Annotated in this window: 14 protein-coding genes; 6 read left to right on the forward strand and 8 right to left on the reverse strand. The window is 65.1% G+C overall.

Annotated elements, in window-relative coordinates:
* Positions 1-9: 9 nt before the first annotated feature.
* The 7 genes from ACYCAX_RS18420 to desA form a co-directional block, all read right to left on the reverse strand.
* Positions 10-939, reverse strand: a complete 930-nt coding sequence (locus tag ACYCAX_RS18420) for a glycosyltransferase family 2 protein (RefSeq protein ID WP_015479479.1) — start codon at positions 937-939, stop codon at positions 10-12.
* A 2-nt stretch (positions 940-941) separates the two neighbouring features.
* Positions 942-2,462, reverse strand: coding sequence for a lipopolysaccharide biosynthesis protein (locus tag ACYCAX_RS18425; RefSeq protein WP_294972022.1), 1,521 nt, complete (start codon positions 2,460-2,462; stop codon positions 942-944).
* Between the two features lie 10 nt (positions 2,463-2,472).
* Positions 2,473-3,567, reverse strand: coding sequence for a DegT/DnrJ/EryC1/StrS family aminotransferase (locus ACYCAX_RS18430; protein WP_294972025.1), 1,095 nt, complete (start codon positions 3,565-3,567; stop codon positions 2,473-2,475).
* A gap of 53 nt (positions 3,568-3,620) precedes the next feature.
* Positions 3,621-5,033: a hypothetical protein gene (locus ACYCAX_RS18435; protein ID WP_294972028.1), complete on the reverse strand. Its 1,413-nt coding sequence runs from the start codon at positions 5,031-5,033 to the stop codon at positions 3,621-3,623.
* 12 nt (positions 5,034-5,045) lie between these two features.
* On the reverse strand, positions 5,046-5,501 hold the full coding sequence (locus ACYCAX_RS18440) for a hypothetical protein (protein WP_157883355.1): 456 nt from the start codon (positions 5,499-5,501) through the stop codon (positions 5,046-5,048).
* Between the two features lie 577 nt (positions 5,502-6,078).
* A complete protein-coding gene (locus ACYCAX_RS18445; protein ID WP_015479483.1) occupies positions 6,079-7,050 on the reverse strand; it encodes a GGDEF domain-containing protein in 972 nt (323 codons plus the stop codon).
* 136 nt (positions 7,051-7,186) lie between these two features.
* The gene (gene desA, locus ACYCAX_RS18450) at positions 7,187-8,368 is read right to left on the reverse strand and encodes a delta-9 fatty acid desaturase DesA (protein ID WP_460248556.1); all 1,182 of its coding nucleotides are present in this window, start codon (positions 8,366-8,368) and stop codon (positions 7,187-7,189) included.
* Positions 8,369-8,536: 168 nt separating this feature from the next.
* Here desA and ACYCAX_RS18455 point away from each other — a divergent pair, with 168 nt between their 5' ends.
* The 6 genes from ACYCAX_RS18455 (at position 8,537) to ACYCAX_RS18480 (ending at position 15,133) form a co-directional block, all read left to right on the forward strand.
* On the forward strand, positions 8,537-10,810 hold the full coding sequence (locus ACYCAX_RS18455) for a putative bifunctional diguanylate cyclase/phosphodiesterase (RefSeq protein ID WP_460248557.1): 2,274 nt from the start codon (positions 8,537-8,539) through the stop codon (positions 10,808-10,810).
* A 138-nt stretch (positions 10,811-10,948) separates the two neighbouring features.
* Positions 10,949-11,131, forward strand: coding sequence for a sulfur starvation response protein OscA (gene oscA / locus ACYCAX_RS18460; RefSeq protein ID WP_015479486.1), 183 nt, complete (start codon positions 10,949-10,951; stop codon positions 11,129-11,131).
* 166 nt (positions 11,132-11,297) lie between these two features.
* Positions 11,298-12,308 carry a sulfate ABC transporter substrate-binding protein gene (locus ACYCAX_RS18465; RefSeq protein WP_460248558.1) on the forward strand — a complete coding sequence of 337 codons (1,011 nt, stop codon included), beginning with the start codon at positions 11,298-11,300 and terminating at the stop codon, positions 12,306-12,308.
* A gap of 123 nt (positions 12,309-12,431) precedes the next feature.
* Positions 12,432-13,250 carry a sulfate ABC transporter permease subunit CysT gene (gene cysT, locus ACYCAX_RS18470; RefSeq protein ID WP_015479488.1) on the forward strand — a complete coding sequence of 273 codons (819 nt, stop codon included), beginning with the start codon at positions 12,432-12,434 and terminating at the stop codon, positions 13,248-13,250.
* Between the two features lie 10 nt (positions 13,251-13,260).
* Positions 13,261-14,133 (forward strand): sulfate ABC transporter permease subunit CysW, encoded by an 873-nt coding sequence (gene cysW / locus ACYCAX_RS18475; protein ID WP_460248559.1) that lies wholly within the window; start codon positions 13,261-13,263, stop codon positions 14,131-14,133.
* Positions 14,134-14,143: 10 nt separating this feature from the next.
* A complete protein-coding gene (locus ACYCAX_RS18480) occupies positions 14,144-15,133 on the forward strand; it encodes a sulfate/molybdate ABC transporter ATP-binding protein (protein WP_015479490.1) in 990 nt (329 codons plus the stop codon).
* Between the two features lie 111 nt (positions 15,134-15,244).
* Here ACYCAX_RS18480 and ACYCAX_RS18485 read toward each other — a convergent pair whose 3' ends face one another.
* Positions 15,245-15,826, reverse strand: coding sequence for a TetR/AcrR family transcriptional regulator (locus tag ACYCAX_RS18485; protein ID WP_460248560.1), 582 nt, complete (start codon positions 15,824-15,826; stop codon positions 15,245-15,247).
* Between the last annotated feature and the right edge of the window lie 61 nt (positions 15,827-15,887).

Below are 15,887 nucleotides of genomic sequence, written 5' to 3' on the forward strand. Positions count from 1 at the left end.
TGACGCGGTTCAGCGCGCGTGGATCGGGTTCAGCCGCTTGAGCAGGTTCAGGCCGTGGTTGCCGACCAGCAGCAGGAAGGCCTCGATCTTGCGCGGCACGGGAATCGCGGCCATCGACAGGCGGCAAACCTGGACGAGGAAGTACTCGTGGAGCGCCTGGTCGCCGATGCGCTGGTAGTAGCGCGCCAGGCAGTAGTAGGTGTGCAGGGTCATCTGCTGCTGCACGCGCTCGGCCTGCATGGAGAAGATCCCGCCCTTGTGCCGGCGGTAGGCGGCGGGGCGGATCTGTTCGAGGAACTTGCCCTTGCCATAGGCGCCCAGCAGCGACCACCAGCACAGGTCCACCATGCGGGTAGTGCGCAGCTCCTCGGGCATCTCGCCCAGGACGTTGCGGAAGCAGGCGGTCAGGGTGGAAATCGCCCGCGCCTGCTGCAGCTCCCGACGGCTGGCGTCACGGCGGAAGCGACCGGTGAGCTGGCGCGGCTTGATCACGCCACCCTCGTTGAAGACGTAGGCGTCGTGATAGGTGATCACGTAGTCCGGGTTGCGCTCGAGGAAGTCGACCTGGAGCTGCAGCTTGTGCGGATCGGTCCAGAAATCGTCGCCCTCGCAGTAGGCGATGTAGCGGCCGCGCGCCTTGCGGAACGTCGCGATGCCGTGGGACAGGCCCTTGGAGTACTGGTTTTCCCTGTGCAGGATCGGCTTGATGATGTGCGGGTAGCGCGCGGCGTAGTCGGCGATCACCTCGGCGGTGCCATCGGTGGAGGCGTCATCGTTGACCAGCACCTCGAAGCGGAAGTCGGTGACCTGCTCGAGGAAGCTATCCAGCGTACGGCCGATGTAGTTCACCTGGTTGTAGGCCAGGCACACGACGCTCAGCAGCGGTTCAGGGGCTTCCGGCCAGTTGGAAAGGATCTGCAGCTCGGAGCGGATATCCATGTCTAGACACTCGGCTTTTGGGACGGTTTGAGCAGGCGCAGCAACGCCGGAGCGGAGCCCACGCCCACCAGGGTCAGGGTGATCAGGCCGCAGGCGGCCAGCGCCAGCAGCAGCGACAGGCGTTCGCCGGAGCGGGCCAGCAGCACGTAGACGGGTTCGCTGAGCAACAGCCCCGCGGCGCTCAGCGCGGCGATCTGCAGGGTGTCGCGCAGCCAGGGGCCGTGCAGGTCATCGCCGAAGCGACGGTGCACGATCGGCGGCCAGAGCAGGAACGACGCCAGGCGCAGGCCGAACCAGCACAGCGCCACGCCGAGCACGCCGTACAGGTAGGCACTGGCGACCACCAGCGGGATGCTCACCAGCGCGGACACCACGCTGTACCAGACATGCAGGTGCAACTGGCCGTGGGCGTACTGCAGGTAGAACTGGAAACTGCTCACCGCCATCAGGCCGGCGCCGAGCACGTACCAGACCAGCACCGGCTGGCACCAGCTGGCGGCCACGGCATCGCCGCTCCAGGCCAGGACCAGGTCATGACCATGAGCGGCGATCACCGCGACCATCGGGAACAGCAGCACACAGACGAAACGGTTCGCCTTCAGGTAGAGCTGCTGCATGTCGTCGTGGCGCCCCTCGGCGATCAGCATGGTCATGCGCGGCAGCAGCGACTGCGCCAACGGATTGACCAGACTGAGGATGCCGCCGCTGACCAGCGCCACCAGAGAGAAGTAACCGTAGTCCCGCAACGGCATCAGGCTCGACAGCAACACCTTGTCGAGCTGGGTGAGGATGATCCACAGGCCGGAGGTGAAGCTCATGCCCAGGGCGAAGGGAATCACCGGCCGCAAGGTGTCCCAGCAGAAGCGCGTGAGCGGCCGCACCTCCATCCAGCGGTAGGCCTTGGCGCCGAGCAACAGCGTTTCGAGCAGCGACACCGCCACCTGGAACTCGAAGAACACCAGCGGATCCTGGCTGACCCTGACCACCAGCAGCAGGCCGCCGAAGTAGCGCAGGGTGGTGATGAAGACGTTGATCCCGTTGATCCAGCCGTGCAGTTCCAGCCCCTGCAGCGCACTGCGGTACAGCGTGCCGTACAGGCGCAGGGCGACCAGCAGCCCCATCAGGCTGATGCACTGCGCCACCAGCTCGGGGCTCAGCGCCTGGACGTTCAGCCAGCGCCCGGCGATCCAGGAGCTGCCGGCGTACACCGCCAGCGAACTGAGCAGGGTCAGCGGCAGCAGGATCAGCTCGAAGGAGCGCAGCAGGTTCGCCTGGCCATACGTCTCGCCCTGGGTGCCGCGGACATGGGCCACCTGCCGTACCAGCGCCGGCGAGAGGCCGACGTCCAGCAGCAGCAGCCAGGTCTGCAGGACCGCGAAGAAACCGATCAGGCCGTAGGCCTCGGCGCCCAGGTGGCCGAGGTAGAACGGCTGGATCAGGATGCCGATGACGATGGCGTAGGCCTGCCCCGCATAGTTCAGCAGGGTATTCCTGATCATCGACAGCGAGCGTTTACCCGACATGACCGTCCCCTCATACCGCCACGGCGACCCGGCCGCTTTCCAGCAGCAGCACCTCGATCACCGCGCGCTGCACGTCCTGCGGCAGCCCCGGGTACAACGGCAGGCAGAGGATGCGCTGGCTCAGTTCCCGCGAGAGCACTTGCGGCGCCTGCGGCGCGAGGTAGTCGAGGGTGTCCAGCGAGGGATAGAAGTAACGCCGCGGGTTGACCCCGATGGCATTCAGCGCGCTGCGTACGCGCAGCACCTGCTCCTCGTTGCGCAGGCCGATCGGGTAGTAGCTGTTGTTCTGCCGGGCGCCGGCCTGGACGGCCTGCAGGTCGTAGTAACCGCTGAGGGCCGCGGTATAGCGGGCCGCGATCTCCTCGCGCTGGGAGAGGATGCTGTCGATGTCGTCGAGCAGGCACAGCCCCATCGCGGCGGAGATCTCGTTGAGCTTGGCGTTGATCCCCAGGCCGACGATCTGGTCCACCCCGGCAATGCCGAAGTTGCACATCAGGCGGACCTGCCGGGCCAGCTCATCGTCGGCCGTGACGATGGCGCCGCCCTCGATGGTGTGGAACAGCTTGGTGGCATGGAAGCTCAGGGTCGTGGCGTCACCCCAGGCCAGCACCGAGCGGTCGCGGTAGCGCGAGCCGAAGGCATGGGCGCCGTCGTAGATCACTTTCAACTGGTTGCGCTGGGCCACCGCCTGAATCTCCTCCACCGCACAGGGATTACCGAACACGTGGGTGGCGACGACGGCGGTGGTATCCGGCGCAAGGCTGGCTTCGATGCGCGCAGGGTCGAGGTTCCAGGTCCGCGCGTCGATGTCGGCGAAGCGCGGGCGGATGCTCTCCCACTGCAGCGTGCTGCTGGTGGCAACGAAGCTGAAAGGGGTGGTCACCGCGCTGCCGGTGACGCCCAGGGCCCGGTAGGCCACCTGCAAGGCGATGGTGCCGTTGCAGGTGAGGATCACATTGCGTACCCCCAGGTACTCCTGCAGACGTTCCTCCAGCGCGGTGGCGAAGGGCCCGTGGTTGGTGAGCCAGCCCGTGGCGTAGATCTGCTCCACGTAGCCTTTGAACTTTTCCAGATCGCCCAGGTACGTCTTGGTCACATTGATCACAGTCGCATCCCTCTAATGGATGAAAAGATCCCTGATAGCGGCCGGCGCACCGCCTAGCCCAGCGCGGAGAGCACGAAAGGCGTGCCCTCGAGCGGGGTGTCCGGCAACGACGGCGTCGCTTGCGGCGCATGGCCGGCCAGGTGTTCCTGGAGGGCTTCGATGACCCGGCCGCTGGCGTCGTGGTGGAACTGCCAGACACCGTAGATGCGGCTGTCGAAGGAACGCTCGCTGCCGAGCATCGGGTTGGCCGCCAGTCCCGAACCCAGGCCGAAGCTGTACAGCCCGTGAATCGGCTGACCGCTGAGGTCGTGCAGGCGGCCGGCGGCGTCGGAGTCCAGTCCACCCTTGCTCTCGCGTACCTGCAACGGTTCACCGTTGGCGCGGCGCAGCGCCGGCAGGCAGGGCTGGTAACCGATGGCCTGGACCATCACGCCCGGCTCGCTGCAGCACTGCTCCAGGCGCTCGCGGACGGCGGGCGAGCGGTCTTCCAGGCGCAGCAGCTCGACCTTCACCCGGGTGCCGCTGACATGGCCATTGGCGAGCACGTCGCTGCCCACCTGGTGGGCGCGATAACGCAACCCGCCGGAGCGGTTGACCCGGCCGGACACCGGGCACACGTCCATGCCCTCGTCCACCGTGTAGCCGGCGGCGCGGGCTTCCTCGGCGCTCTCGAAGAACAGGCGGATCGGCGCGCGATGCAACAGGGTCAGTTGCTCGAGTCCCAGGCAGTCGAGGGCGCAGGCCAGGTTGTCGAGCACCGAGAAGGCGCTGTGCGAACCACCGACCACGGTGAAGTGGCTACCCGGAGTCACGCGGTCGCTGAACAGCTCCACCAGCTCGGCGGGGCTGAGGCTGAGCAGCGCATCGGAGGAATAGACGATGGGGCCGTCGGACGTCAGGTGCAGGTCCTGCTCGGCAAGGCTCCAATGCAGGTACTCGCGGTTCTGCCGGCCACCGAGGTTGAGCACCAGGCCGCCCGCCGCCGCCTGCCAGGAGCAGGAACCGCTGCGCAAGGCCAACTGGAAGGTACCGTCGTCCTGGGCGGTGATCTTCTCGATACGGGTACCCAGCGCGACCTCGACACCCAGGTGACGGGTGACGTAGCGCATGAACAGCGTCGAGGCGTGGGCCAGCAGCTCGCCCACTTGCGTGAGCATCGGCGCGCCATGAGGGTCGTTGCGCAGGGCGCGGAATGCTGCGGAATGCTCCAGCGGCGCGAAGATCGGCAGCAGCGCCGGATCGCGCAGGCAGTCGAGGAACACGTCACCCACCGAGTTGGCGGTGATGTGGTAGTCCCCCAGCCGACCACGGCCAACCGCCAGCGCAGCATCCACCACCAGCAGGCCGGAGCGCGCCAGGCTGGCCAGCGCGCCGGTCTTGTAAGCGTTGAACAGGAAGCCCATGCCTGCCGGGCCTGCACCACCGACCACACAGGCATAGTTGGAGCGAAAGGATTGATCAGTCATCAGCCTGACTCCCTAGCGAGCGCGGGCGCAGCGGGCCGCGCGGCTCTCGTCGTGATGCCGGCTCGACCGGCCGGTAAGGGGCGCGCGCTCGCGCCGGAATCCCGTCACCCGCTTCGGGTGCTCGGTCATGGCAGGGACGGGGTGCGTGAACGGCACAGCGCGGGCGAGTGCCGGAGAGAAAACCTCGGAAACAGACCGAAGTTGCAGTTTCTGCGATAGGGGAAATCGCGATTGGTGCTTTTGAAGTTCAACTGGAAGTGCAAAACCCGTGGAACTTCGCAGAGAGGGATAAATACCTTTGGCGACACTTCCGCAGGCCCGATAGAACCTATTGGGAAACTCGTAAATATTGACGCCTGTCTTCCTGGCGGTTCCGCCGGAGGCGTACCGCTGCGCAATAGCGGGGGGATTACCGGCGGTTTCGACGGAATCTGAAGTTCCGTCCGCCGTCTTCTTCTCTTTGGTCATCGACAGTGGCTCCGCTCACGGAGGTCGCTGTGCGCCGGGCCTTTCGGCAAAATTCGAAGACAAGGCTACCGCCCGAGTTCGAATGGCCCGATTCAATCAACGATTGGTCAACTGCTTATCCCTGGATATGGCCGTTACTTTTCATCGGGCAAAGCTACCGCCCTTCGGCCAACTCCGAAAATCTGGAAAACGACAGCAAAAAATATCTCGCTTCCGTTGCGGCCAAGGCGACGGAAGTGCTCGTGCGGAGGACAGGAGGTGGCGGGAAGACAGGGGGTGGATCGAATCTTCCGTGACACGCTGCTCGTGTGACAAATCCCCTGGTGTCTCATCCAGACACCACACGATATTGCTATGTGATTAGTAATAGGGGGGTGCCTTGGGCATGTCAATCCATGAAACACGGAACCGCCAATAATCCGACAAGAGGCAACATGCGGCTTGTAACTTATTGATTTACAAGGTGCCAATTTAATGACACTTCAAGGCCAACGGCCCGACTTATCCACACCCTGATGCACACATGGTATTAGTCGAAAAGTATTAATCCTGCCACCCTGATACGGGCGGCAGTGTTTCATCCTTGAACCATGCGGTCCTTGCCGGTGCGTTTTGCCTGATACAACGCTGCATCGGCACGGCTGTAGAGAGCCGACAGGTTCTGATCGTCCGGCTGCAGCAAAGTCAGTCCCTGGCTGATGGTCACGCTGAAGAAATGCTCGGCCTCGTTGAAGCGCAGACGCTGAACTTCCCGTTGCAGGCGTTCGCCGATCTGCCGCGCCATCGTCTCGTCGCACCCCGGCAGCAGCACGGCGAACTCCTCGCCGCCGATACGGCCGAACAGATCCCCCCGGCGCAACGCGCCCGCGCCGCTCTGGGCGATGCGCTGCAATACCACGTCGCCCACCTGGTGGCCGTAGGCGTCGTTGATCTTCTTGAAGTCGTCGACGTCCAGCAGCAGGAATGCCAGCGAGGTGGACGTCGCCTTGCAGTCGCGGAACGCCTGCTCGGCGCTGTCGAAGAAGTAGCGGCGGTTGCTGCTCTGGGTCAGCACGTCGGTGGTGGCCAGGCGGTGCAGCTCGGTCTCCATGTGCTTCTTGTCGGTGATGTCGTCGGCGATACCGACGATCATCTGCGGCAGCCCGGCCTCGCTGTGCTGGCTGACGAAGCACTTGTCGCTCAGCCAGCGCACCTCGCCGTCGGCACGCAGGATACGGTACTCGCGATGCTCGATGGCGCCGCGTTCGAGCACTTCCCGCAGGCTGTCCTGGGCGTAGTCCAGGTCATCGGGATAGATGCAGTTGCGCCACTCGTTGTAGTCGGCCAGCAGCAGGGCCGCGGAACGCCCGAAGATGCGTTCGTAGGCGGGGCTGACATAGACCATGCGCTGGGCCTGCCAGTCGAGGGCCCAGAGTACCGAATTGACGCTGGCCAGCAGCGCGCTGAAGAGCTGCTCGCGCTCCTTGAGCCGCTGCACCTCGGCGCGGCTGTGCAGCAGCGCCAGCAAGGCTTCATCCTGATCCACAGGCATCTTGTTCTGTTCATCCATGTATGGGCGCCCTCCCGCTCATCGACCGGGACTATGACCGCACGCTACGCCAGAGCGTTGCAAAATAAACGAAAAGCCCGCCGAACGGCGGGCTTTTCGTCACTGGCTGCGCATCGCCCGAGGGCGATGTCGCGCGTTACATGGCGGGGCGCAGCGAGTAGGTCTTGAGCTGCTCGGCGAACTCCTTCAGCGACTGGATGCCACTGGCTTCCGCCTCCTGCACCCACTGCTTGATCGCCGCCAGCATGTCGTGGCCGTTGGCACTGGTCTTCACCCAGATCTGCTGCAGGGCCAGGCGCCTCTCGTAGATCACCTTCAGCGCCGCACTCTGGGCCAGCAGGTCCTGGATGCGCGCATGGTGGCGCTCTTCCAGCAGGCTGGTTTCACGCGACAGCAGGCGCTTGGCGCGGCGGAACAGGTGGCGCACCGACTCGTCGGCCTTGGCCAGCTCCTGCTTCACCAGCGGGCCGATCACCAGCTTGCGGTACTGGGCCATGATCTGGAAACGGTTGTTGAGGATGGCCATCGCGGTGTCCATGTCCAGGCTGCCCTTGCCTTCCACGCGGTGGGCAATCGGTGCCACGCGGGCCACCCTGGCCAAGCGCAGGAAGCTGAACAGCTTGATCCAGGCCCAGCCCAGGTCGAACTCCCAGGTCTTCACCGACAGCTTCGCCGAGTTCGGGTAGGTGTGGTGGTTGTTGTGCAGCTCCTCGCCGCCGATCAGGATGCCCCAGGGCACCAGATTGGTCGCGGCGTCGCGGCATTCGAAGTTGCGGTAGCCGATGGCGTGGCCCAGGCCGTTGATCACGCCGGCGGCCCAGACGGGGATCCACATCATCTGCACGGCCCAGACGGTCATGCCGAGGGAGCCGAACAGGGCGAGGTCGATGATCGCCATCAGCACGATGCCGCCGATGGGGAAGCGCGAGTAGAGGTTGCGCTCCAGCCAGTCATCCGGGCAGTTCTTGCCGTAGATGCGCAGGGTCTCCTCGTTCTTCGCTTCCTCGCGGTAAAGCTCGGCGCCACGGCGCAGGACGGTGCCCAGGCCCTTGTACACCGGACTATGCGGGTCGTCGGCGGTTTCGCACTTGGCGTGGTGCTTGCGGTGGATGGCGGTCCACTCGCGGGTGTTCATGGCGGTGGTCATCCACAGCCAGAAACGGAAGAAATGCTGCAGCGCCGGGTGCAGCTCGAGTGCCCGGTGCGCCGAATAGCGGTGCAGATAGACGGTGACGCTGACGATGGTGATATGGGTCAGGACCAGGGTGACCGCCACCAACTGCCACGGCGACAGATCAAGAAAACCGTTGTACCACATGGTCGATAATGAACCTCGAAAGGGGGTGTGAAAGACCGACCTCGTCAGACAAGGTCAGCTCGCATTATCACCAAGCGGGTGTGGAAAACCATCCGGTCTTTTAGATAAGAACGACCGTCACCGGGCATCCTTTATACTGCACAGCCAATATCTTCGCCTTGCCACTGCATGAACCCTCGTCTTAGCGCCCTTCGCATCAGCCTGCTGTACCTGGTGCTCGCTGCCCTCTGGATGCTGCTGGGTGACCATTGGTTACACATGGCCTTCAGCGAGCCGGCCCAGACCCTGCGTTGGATGACCACCAAGAAGTTCGTGTTCCTGGGCGTCAGCGCGCTGCTGCTGTTCCTGCTGCTGCACCAGCAGTTCCGCCGCCAGCAGGCGACCCTGAGCGCCCTGTCCGACCGCGAGGAACGCCTGAACCGCGCGCTGAACGTGGTCGAGGACGGCGTCTGGGACTGGGACCTGCGCACCCATCGCGTCTACTACTCGCAGGGCTACGCCAACCTGATCGGCCTGCCCAGCGAACGCCTGAGCGACGATTTCCTGCTCTGGGAAAACCGCCTTCACCCCGAAGACCGCAGCGCCACCCTCGCCGCCTACCAGGAGCACATCGACGGTCTGAGCGAACGGCTCGACTGCGTCTACCGCATCCTCCACAGCTATGGCGGCTATCGCTGGATCCACTCACGCGGCCGCGTCGAGCGGGGCGCCGACGGCGAAGCTCTGCGCATGACCGGCATCAGCCGCGACATCACCCGCCAGCGCAGCAACGAGGATCACCTGCGCCAGGCCGCGGCGGTGTTCGAGGCAACCCAGGAAGGCCTGCTGGTCACTGACAGCCGCGGCATCATCGTGCACATCAATCCATCGTTCTCGCGCATCACCGGTTACCAGGCAGAGGACGTGCTCGGCGCCCAGCCGTCGATCCTCAAGTCCGGACGGCAGGGCGCCGCCTTCTATCGCCGCATGTGGGAATCCCTGCTGCGTGACGACGTGTGGAGCGGCGAGATCTGGAACCGTCGCAAGAGTGGCGAGGTGTACCCGCAATGGCAGCACATCCGCGCGGTGCGCAACGAACAGGGCGAACTGACCCACTACGTGGCGGTGTTCTCCGACCTCAGCAGCCTCAAGCGCTCGCAGCATGAGCTGGACTTCCTCGCCCACCATGACCCGCTCACCGGCCTGCCCAACCGCCTGCTGCTGCGCGAACGCATCGAGCAGGCGCTGGCCCGCGCCGAACGCGAACAGGGCGGCGGCGCCCTGCTGAGCATCGACCTGGACCATTTCAAGCACATCAACGACAGCCTCGGGCACAGCACCGGCGACCTGCTGATCAAGGCCGTCGCCGAACGCCTGCAAACCTGCCTCGACGAGCGTTGTACCCTGGCGCGCCTGGGCGGCGACGAATTCGCGGTGATCCTCGAAAGCCCCCGGCAACAGCACGCCAGCAGCCTCGCCCAGCGCCTGCTGGAAGCGATGGATCCGCCCTTCGAGGTCAACGGGCAGACCATCTACATGTCCGTCAGCCTCGGCGTGAGCCTGTTCCCCGAGGACGCGCGCAACGTCGATCACCTGATGCAGCACGCCGACGCCGCGCTGTTCCAGGCCAAGGCCAGCGGGCGCAGCCTGTATGCCTTCTACACCCCGGAACTGACCGCCCGCGCGCGCTCCCACGTACAGGTGGAGGCGGCCCTGCGCCACGCGCTGGACCACAACGAGCTGCGCATCTATTTCCAGCCGGTCCACGACCTGCTCAGCGGGCGCATGATCGGCGTCGAGTCGTTGGTGCGCTGGCAACACCCGCAGCGCGGCCTGGTGTCGCCCAGCGAGTTCATCCCGGTGGCCGAGGAATGCGGGCTGATCACCGCGCTCGACGCCTGGATGCTCGACCAGGCCTGCCGGCAGATGCGCGCCTGGCTCGATACGGGCATCGCCCTGGACTACATCGCGGTGAACGTCTCCAGCCGCCTGTTCGGCCGTGGCGGGCTGGAGCAGCGGGTGGCGCTGGCCCTGGAGCAGAGCGGCCTGGAGCCCCATCACCTGGAGCTGGAGATCACCGAGAGCGCGGTGATGCAGAACTTCGACCAGGCCCTGGAACTGCTCTGCCAGCTGCGCCTGCTCGGCGTGCACCTGGCCATCGACGACTTCGGCACCGGCTATTCCTCGCTGATGCGCCTCAAGCGCATGCCGGTACACAAGTTGAAGATCGACCAGGGTTTCATCGCCGGGCTGCCCGACGAAGCCGAGGACGCCGCCATCGCCTGCGCGGTGATCGCCCTGGGGCAGAGCATGGGCCTGCGGGTAGTCGCCGAAGGCATCGAACGGCCGGACCAGGCCGCCTTCCTCCTCACCCATGCCTGCGATTTCGGCCAGGGTTACTGGTACGGCAAGCCGCAGCCCGCCGAAGCCCTGCTGGCGAAGCTGCCACGCAACCCCGGCTGAGCGCTTGTAAAACTTTCGGATATATAAAAATTCTTAAACATTATTTTTAAGAATATCCAGCTCCTGCCTAAGATGCGCTCACACCGCACGCGTCGTCAGTGAAACGGCCGGCGGTCAACCCACTAGGAGCAGATATCCATGAGCGCAACCCTCCGTAGCCTGGATGGCCAGGACGACGCCAACATCCTGCGAGAAGTGCAGAGCGCCCTGCGTGGCCTGCGTTTTGGCGCCGTCGAGATCACCGTGCACAACGGCCAGGTCGTGCAGATCGAGCGCAAGGAGAAATTCCGCCTGCAACAGAGCACCGGCAAGCCAGCCTGAGTACCCGAGCGTTCTCGACACGTGACATGACCGGACCACCGGAGCGTCGCCATGATCGCCCTGCCCCACCGGTACTGCAGCAGCCAGCCGCGAATGCGCGGCTGACATCGCCCCGAAAACCCTGCCAGACAAACACTAGAAGACCGCATTTTTTCAGGAGCTGCACATGTCCATCCGCCGTTTCGCCCTGGCCGCCCTGGCCAGCGCACTGGTTTCCACGCTGGTCGCAGGCCCGGTATCCGCCGCGACCCAACTGCTGAACGTTTCCTACGACCCGACCCGCGAGCTGTACCAGGCCTACAACGCCGCCTTCATCAAGCACTGGAAGGCCCAGGGCGGCGACGACCTGATCGTGCAGCAGTCCCACGGCGGCTCCGGCAAGCAGGCCCGCGCCGTGATCGACGGCCTGAAGGCCGACGTGGTGACCCTGGCCCTGGCCGGCGACATCGACGAACTGAACAAGCTGGGCAAGCTGCTGCCCGCCGACTGGCAGGCGCGCCTGCCCGACAACAGCACCCCCTACACCTCGACCATCGTGTTCCTGGTGCGCAAGGGCAACCCCAAAGGCATCAAGGACTGGGGCGACCTGACCAAGCAGGGCGTGGAAGTCATCACGCCGAACCCGAAGACCTCCGGCGGCGCCCGCTGGAACTTCCTGGCCGCCTGGGCCTGGGCCAGGAAGGCCTACGGCAGCGACGAGAAAGCCCAGGAATACGTGAAGAGCCTGTACAAGCACGTCCCGGTTCTGGACACTGGCGCCCGCGGTTCGACCATCACCTTCGTCAACAACAACATCGGCGACGTATTGCTGGCGTGGGAGAACGAAGCCTTCCTGGCCAAGAAGGAACAGGGCGGCGAGAACTTCGAGATCGTCGTGCCGTCGGTGTCCATCCTGGCCGAACCGCCGGTGGCCGTGGTCGACAAGACCGTCGACAAGAAGGGCACCCGCAAGGTCGCCGAGGAATACCTGAAGTACCTGTACAGCGAAGAAGGCCAGCGCATCGCCGCGCAGAACTTCTACCGCCCGCGCAACGAAAAGGTCGCCGCCGAGTTCGCCCAGCAGTTCCCGAAACTCAACCTGGTGACCATCGACAAGGACTTCGGTGGCTGGAAGGTCGCGCAGCCCAAGTTCTTCAACGACGGCGGCATCTTCGACACGATCTACCAGGCGCCGTGATGCGCCCGGCGCCCGGCCTCGCGTCGGGCAACACGATCCACGCAGGCGGCGCGCCGCTTGCGTGGAACGAAAAACCCTGGTCCCAAGACAAGGGCTAAACGCGTTCATGAGAAAGGACAGACGATGTCACGACGCATCTCCCCGGTCATACCCGGCTTCGGGCTGACTCTGGGCTACACCCTGGTGTATCTCAGCCTGTTGGTGCTGATTCCGCTGGGGGCCATGTTCCTCAAGACCACCCAACTGAGCTGGGGCGAGTTCTGGACCATCATCACCGCGCCACGGGTGATCGCCGCGCTCAAGCTGAGCTTCGGCACGGCGCTGATCGCCGCCCTGATCAACGGCGTGATCGGCACCCTGCTGGCCTGGGTGCTGGTGCGCTACCGCTTCCCGGGACGGAAGATCATCGACGCGATGATCGACCTGCCCTTCGCCCTGCCCACCGCCGTGGCCGGTATCGCCCTCACCGCGCTGTACGCGCCCAACGGCCTGGTCGGCCGCTTCGCCACCGAGATCGGCCTGAAGATCGCCTATACCCCGCTGGGCATCACCCTGGCGCTGACCTTCGTGGTCCTGCCCTTCGTGGTGCGCACGGTGCAGCCGGTACTGGCGGACATCCCGCGTGAAGTCGAGGAAGCCGCCGCCTGCCTGGGCGCCAAGCCGCTGCAGGTGTTCCGCCACGTGCTGCTGCCGGCGCTGCTGCCGGCCTGGCTGACCGGCTTCGCCCTGGCTTTCGCCCGCGGCGTCGGCGAGTACGGCTCGGTGATCTTCATCGCCGGCAACATGCCGATGAAGACCGAGATCCTGCCGCTGCTGATCATGGTCAAGCTGGACCAGTACGACTACACCGGCGCCACCGCCATCGGCGTGCTGATGCTGGTCGTCGCCTTCGTCCTGCTGCTGCTGATCAACCTGCTGCAACGCCGCATCGAAACGCCTTGAGGAGCGCGCCATGAGTACCGCAAGCCTTTCCGCCGCGGCCGCTGCCAACGCTGCTCGCCGGGGCAATGTCTGGGGCCGCCGGGCCCTGATCGGCCTGGCCTGGCTGGTCTTCACCCTGTTCCTCTTGCTGCCGCTGTTCGTGGTCCTGAGCGAGGCACTGAAGGAGGGCTTCGGCACCTTCTTCGCCGCCATCGCCGAGCCCGACGCCATCGCCGCGCTGAAGCTGACCCTGATCGCCGTAGGCATCTCGGTGCCGCTGAACCTGGTGTTCGGCGTCAGTGCCGCCTGGTGCGTGACCAAGTTCGAGTTCCCCGGCAAGAGCATCCTGGTGACCCTGATCGACCTGCCGTTCTCGGTCTCGCCGGTGATCGCCGGCCTGATCTACATACTGCTGTTCGGCGCCCAGGGCTACTTCGGGCAGTGGTTGAGCGACCACGACATCCAGATCGTCTTCGCCGTGCCCGGCATCGTCCTGGCCACCCTCTTCGTCACCTTCCCGTTCATCGCCCGCGAACTGATCCCGCTGATGCAGGAACAGGGCACCCAGGAGGAAGAGGCCGCACGCCTGCTCGGCGCCAACGGCTGGCAGATGTTCTGGCACGTGACCCTGCCGAACATCAAATGGGGCCTGATCTACGGCGTGGTGCTGTGCACCGCGCGGGCGATGGGCGAGTTCGGCGCCGTGTCGGTGGTTTCCGGGCATATCCGCGGCGTCACCAACACCCTGCCGCTGCACGTCGAGATCCTCTACAACGAATACAACCACGTCGCCGCTTTCAGCGTCGCCACCCTGTTGCTGCTGATGGCCCTGGTCATCCTGCTGCTCAAGCAGTGGAGCGAGTCGCGCCTGTCCCGTACGAAAGTCAAAGCTGACGAAGAGTGAGAGCCACGCCATGAGCATCGAGATCCGTAACGTCAGCAAGAACTTCCACGCCTTCAAGGCGCTGAACGAGATCAACCTGGACATCCACAGCGGCGAGCTGGTCGCCCTGCTCGGCCCGTCCGGCTGCGGCAAGACCACCCTGCTGCGCATCATTGCCGGCCTGGAAACCCCGGACGCCGGCAACATCGTGTTCCACGGCGAGGACGTTTCGCAGCACGACGTGCGCGATCGCAACGTCGGCTTCGTGTTCCAGCACTACGCGCTGTTCCGCCACATGACGGTGTTCGACAACGTCGCCTTCGGCCTGCGCATGAAGCCGAAGAAGGAACGTCCGAGCGAAGCGCGCATCGCCGAGAAGGTCCACGAGCTGCTCAACATGGTGCAACTGGACTGGCTCGCCGACCGCTACCCGGAGCAGCTCTCCGGCGGCCAGCGCCAGCGTATCGCCCTGGCCCGCGCGCTGGCGGTGGAGCCGAAGATCCTGCTGCTCGACGAACCCTTCGGCGCCCTCGACGCCAAGGTGCGCAAGGAGCTGCGCCGCTGGCTGGCGCGCCTGCACGAGGAGATCAACCTGACCAGTGTGTTCGTCACCCACGACCAGGAAGAAGCGATGGAAGTCGCCGACCGCATCGTGGTGATGAACAAGGGCGTGATCGAGCAGATCGGCTCGCCGGGCGAGGTCTACGAGAACCCGGCCAGCGACTTCGTCTACCACTTCCTCGGCGACTCCAACCGCCTGCACATCGGCGGTGACGAGCACGTGCTGTTCCGCCCGCACGAAATCTCGCTGTCGCGTTCCGAAGTGGCCGAGCACCGCGCCGCCGAAGTCCGCGACATCCGCCCGCTGGGCGCGATCACCCGGGTGACGCTCAAGGTCGACGGCCAGGACGAGCTGATCGAGGCCGAAGTGGTGAAGGACCACGACAGCCTGACCGGTCTCGCGCGTGGCGAGACGCTGTACTTCAAGCCGAAGGCGTTCCAGCCGGTGGCGAATATCTGATCAGCGACCCGCGCCGGGGCAACGGCGCTTTTCGTAGGACCGAGGGGGACGCCCAGTCCTTGCTCGCGAACCCGGCCCCGCAGCGGGGTTTGTTCGCGAGCAAGCTCGCTCCTACAGGGTTGAGTCCTGCGACGCCTCATCCAGATGCCGCAGCAGGAAGTCCCGGCTCGAGTCGATGATCGCCTTCTGCGTCTTCTCGCTGGCGACCATCCGCGCCACCACCAGCGCGCCGACGCACTGCGCCAGCAGCGCCCAGGCGTCTTCCGGCGAACCCAGCGCCTCGGCCCAGGCCTGCTGCAATTCCACCAGCGCATCCTCGGCGCTCTGCCGCACCGATTCATCCGCCCGGGCAATCTCCGCCCCCAGGGCAGGAATCGCGCAACCGGCGCCGGCGTCCTGCAAATGTGCGACACTCAGGTAGCGCTTGAGCCCACGCTCCAGGCGCACGCGATCGAGCACCTTGCCCTTGGCCGCCAGCCGCTCGACGCTCTGCCGCAACTCGCGCTCGACGATGGCGGCGAACAGCTCATCCTTCGAACCGAAGTGGTTGTAGAACGCCCCGCCGGACAACCCCACCGCCTTCATCAGCCCATCCACGCCAGTGCTAGCGAAGCCACCCTGCTTGGCGAGCGCACCGCTGCTGTCGAGCAGGCGCTGGCGGGTTTCTTCCTTGTGAGTGGCTGAGTAGCGCATCAGGGCGACTCCGGGAAACGGTTGACGATACGACGAAGATTAACATAACGTTCGTTTACCT

The sequence above is a fragment of the Pseudomonas sp. MT3 genome, assembly GCF_054720805.1.

Bases quoted from the DNA above. Each gene is read 5' to 3' on its own strand.
- ACYCAX_RS18420 (WP_015479479.1), bottom strand. From the start codon at position 939: ATGGATATCCGCTCCGAGCTGCAGATCCTTTCCAACTGGCCGGAAGCC.
- ACYCAX_RS18425 (WP_294972022.1), bottom strand. From the start codon at position 2,462: ATGTCGGGTAAACGCTCGCTGTCGATGATCAGGAATACCCTGCTGAAC.
- ACYCAX_RS18435 (WP_294972028.1), bottom strand. From the start codon at position 5,033: ATGACTGATCAATCCTTTCGCTCCAACTATGCCTGTGTGGTCGGTGGT.
- ACYCAX_RS18440 (WP_157883355.1), bottom strand. From the start codon at position 5,501: ATGACCAAAGAGAAGAAGACGGCGGACGGAACTTCAGATTCCGTCGAA.
- ACYCAX_RS18445 (WP_015479483.1), bottom strand. From the start codon at position 7,050: ATGGATGAACAGAACAAGATGCCTGTGGATCAGGATGAAGCCTTGCTG.
- desA (WP_460248556.1), bottom strand. From the start codon at position 8,368: ATGTGGTACAACGGTTTTCTTGATCTGTCGCCGTGGCAGTTGGTGGCG.
- ACYCAX_RS18455 (WP_460248557.1), top strand. From the start codon at position 8,537: ATGAACCCTCGTCTTAGCGCCCTTCGCATCAGCCTGCTGTACCTGGTG.
- oscA (WP_015479486.1), top strand. From the start codon at position 10,949: ATGAGCGCAACCCTCCGTAGCCTGGATGGCCAGGACGACGCCAACATC.
- ACYCAX_RS18465 (WP_460248558.1), top strand. From the start codon at position 11,298: ATGTCCATCCGCCGTTTCGCCCTGGCCGCCCTGGCCAGCGCACTGGTT.
- cysT (WP_015479488.1), top strand. From the start codon at position 12,432: ATGTCACGACGCATCTCCCCGGTCATACCCGGCTTCGGGCTGACTCTG.
- cysW (WP_460248559.1), top strand. From the start codon at position 13,261: ATGAGTACCGCAAGCCTTTCCGCCGCGGCCGCTGCCAACGCTGCTCGC.
- ACYCAX_RS18480 (WP_015479490.1), top strand. From the start codon at position 14,144: ATGAGCATCGAGATCCGTAACGTCAGCAAGAACTTCCACGCCTTCAAG.
- ACYCAX_RS18485 (WP_460248560.1), bottom strand. From the start codon at position 15,826: ATGCGCTACTCAGCCACTCACAAGGAAGAAACCCGCCAGCGCCTGCTC.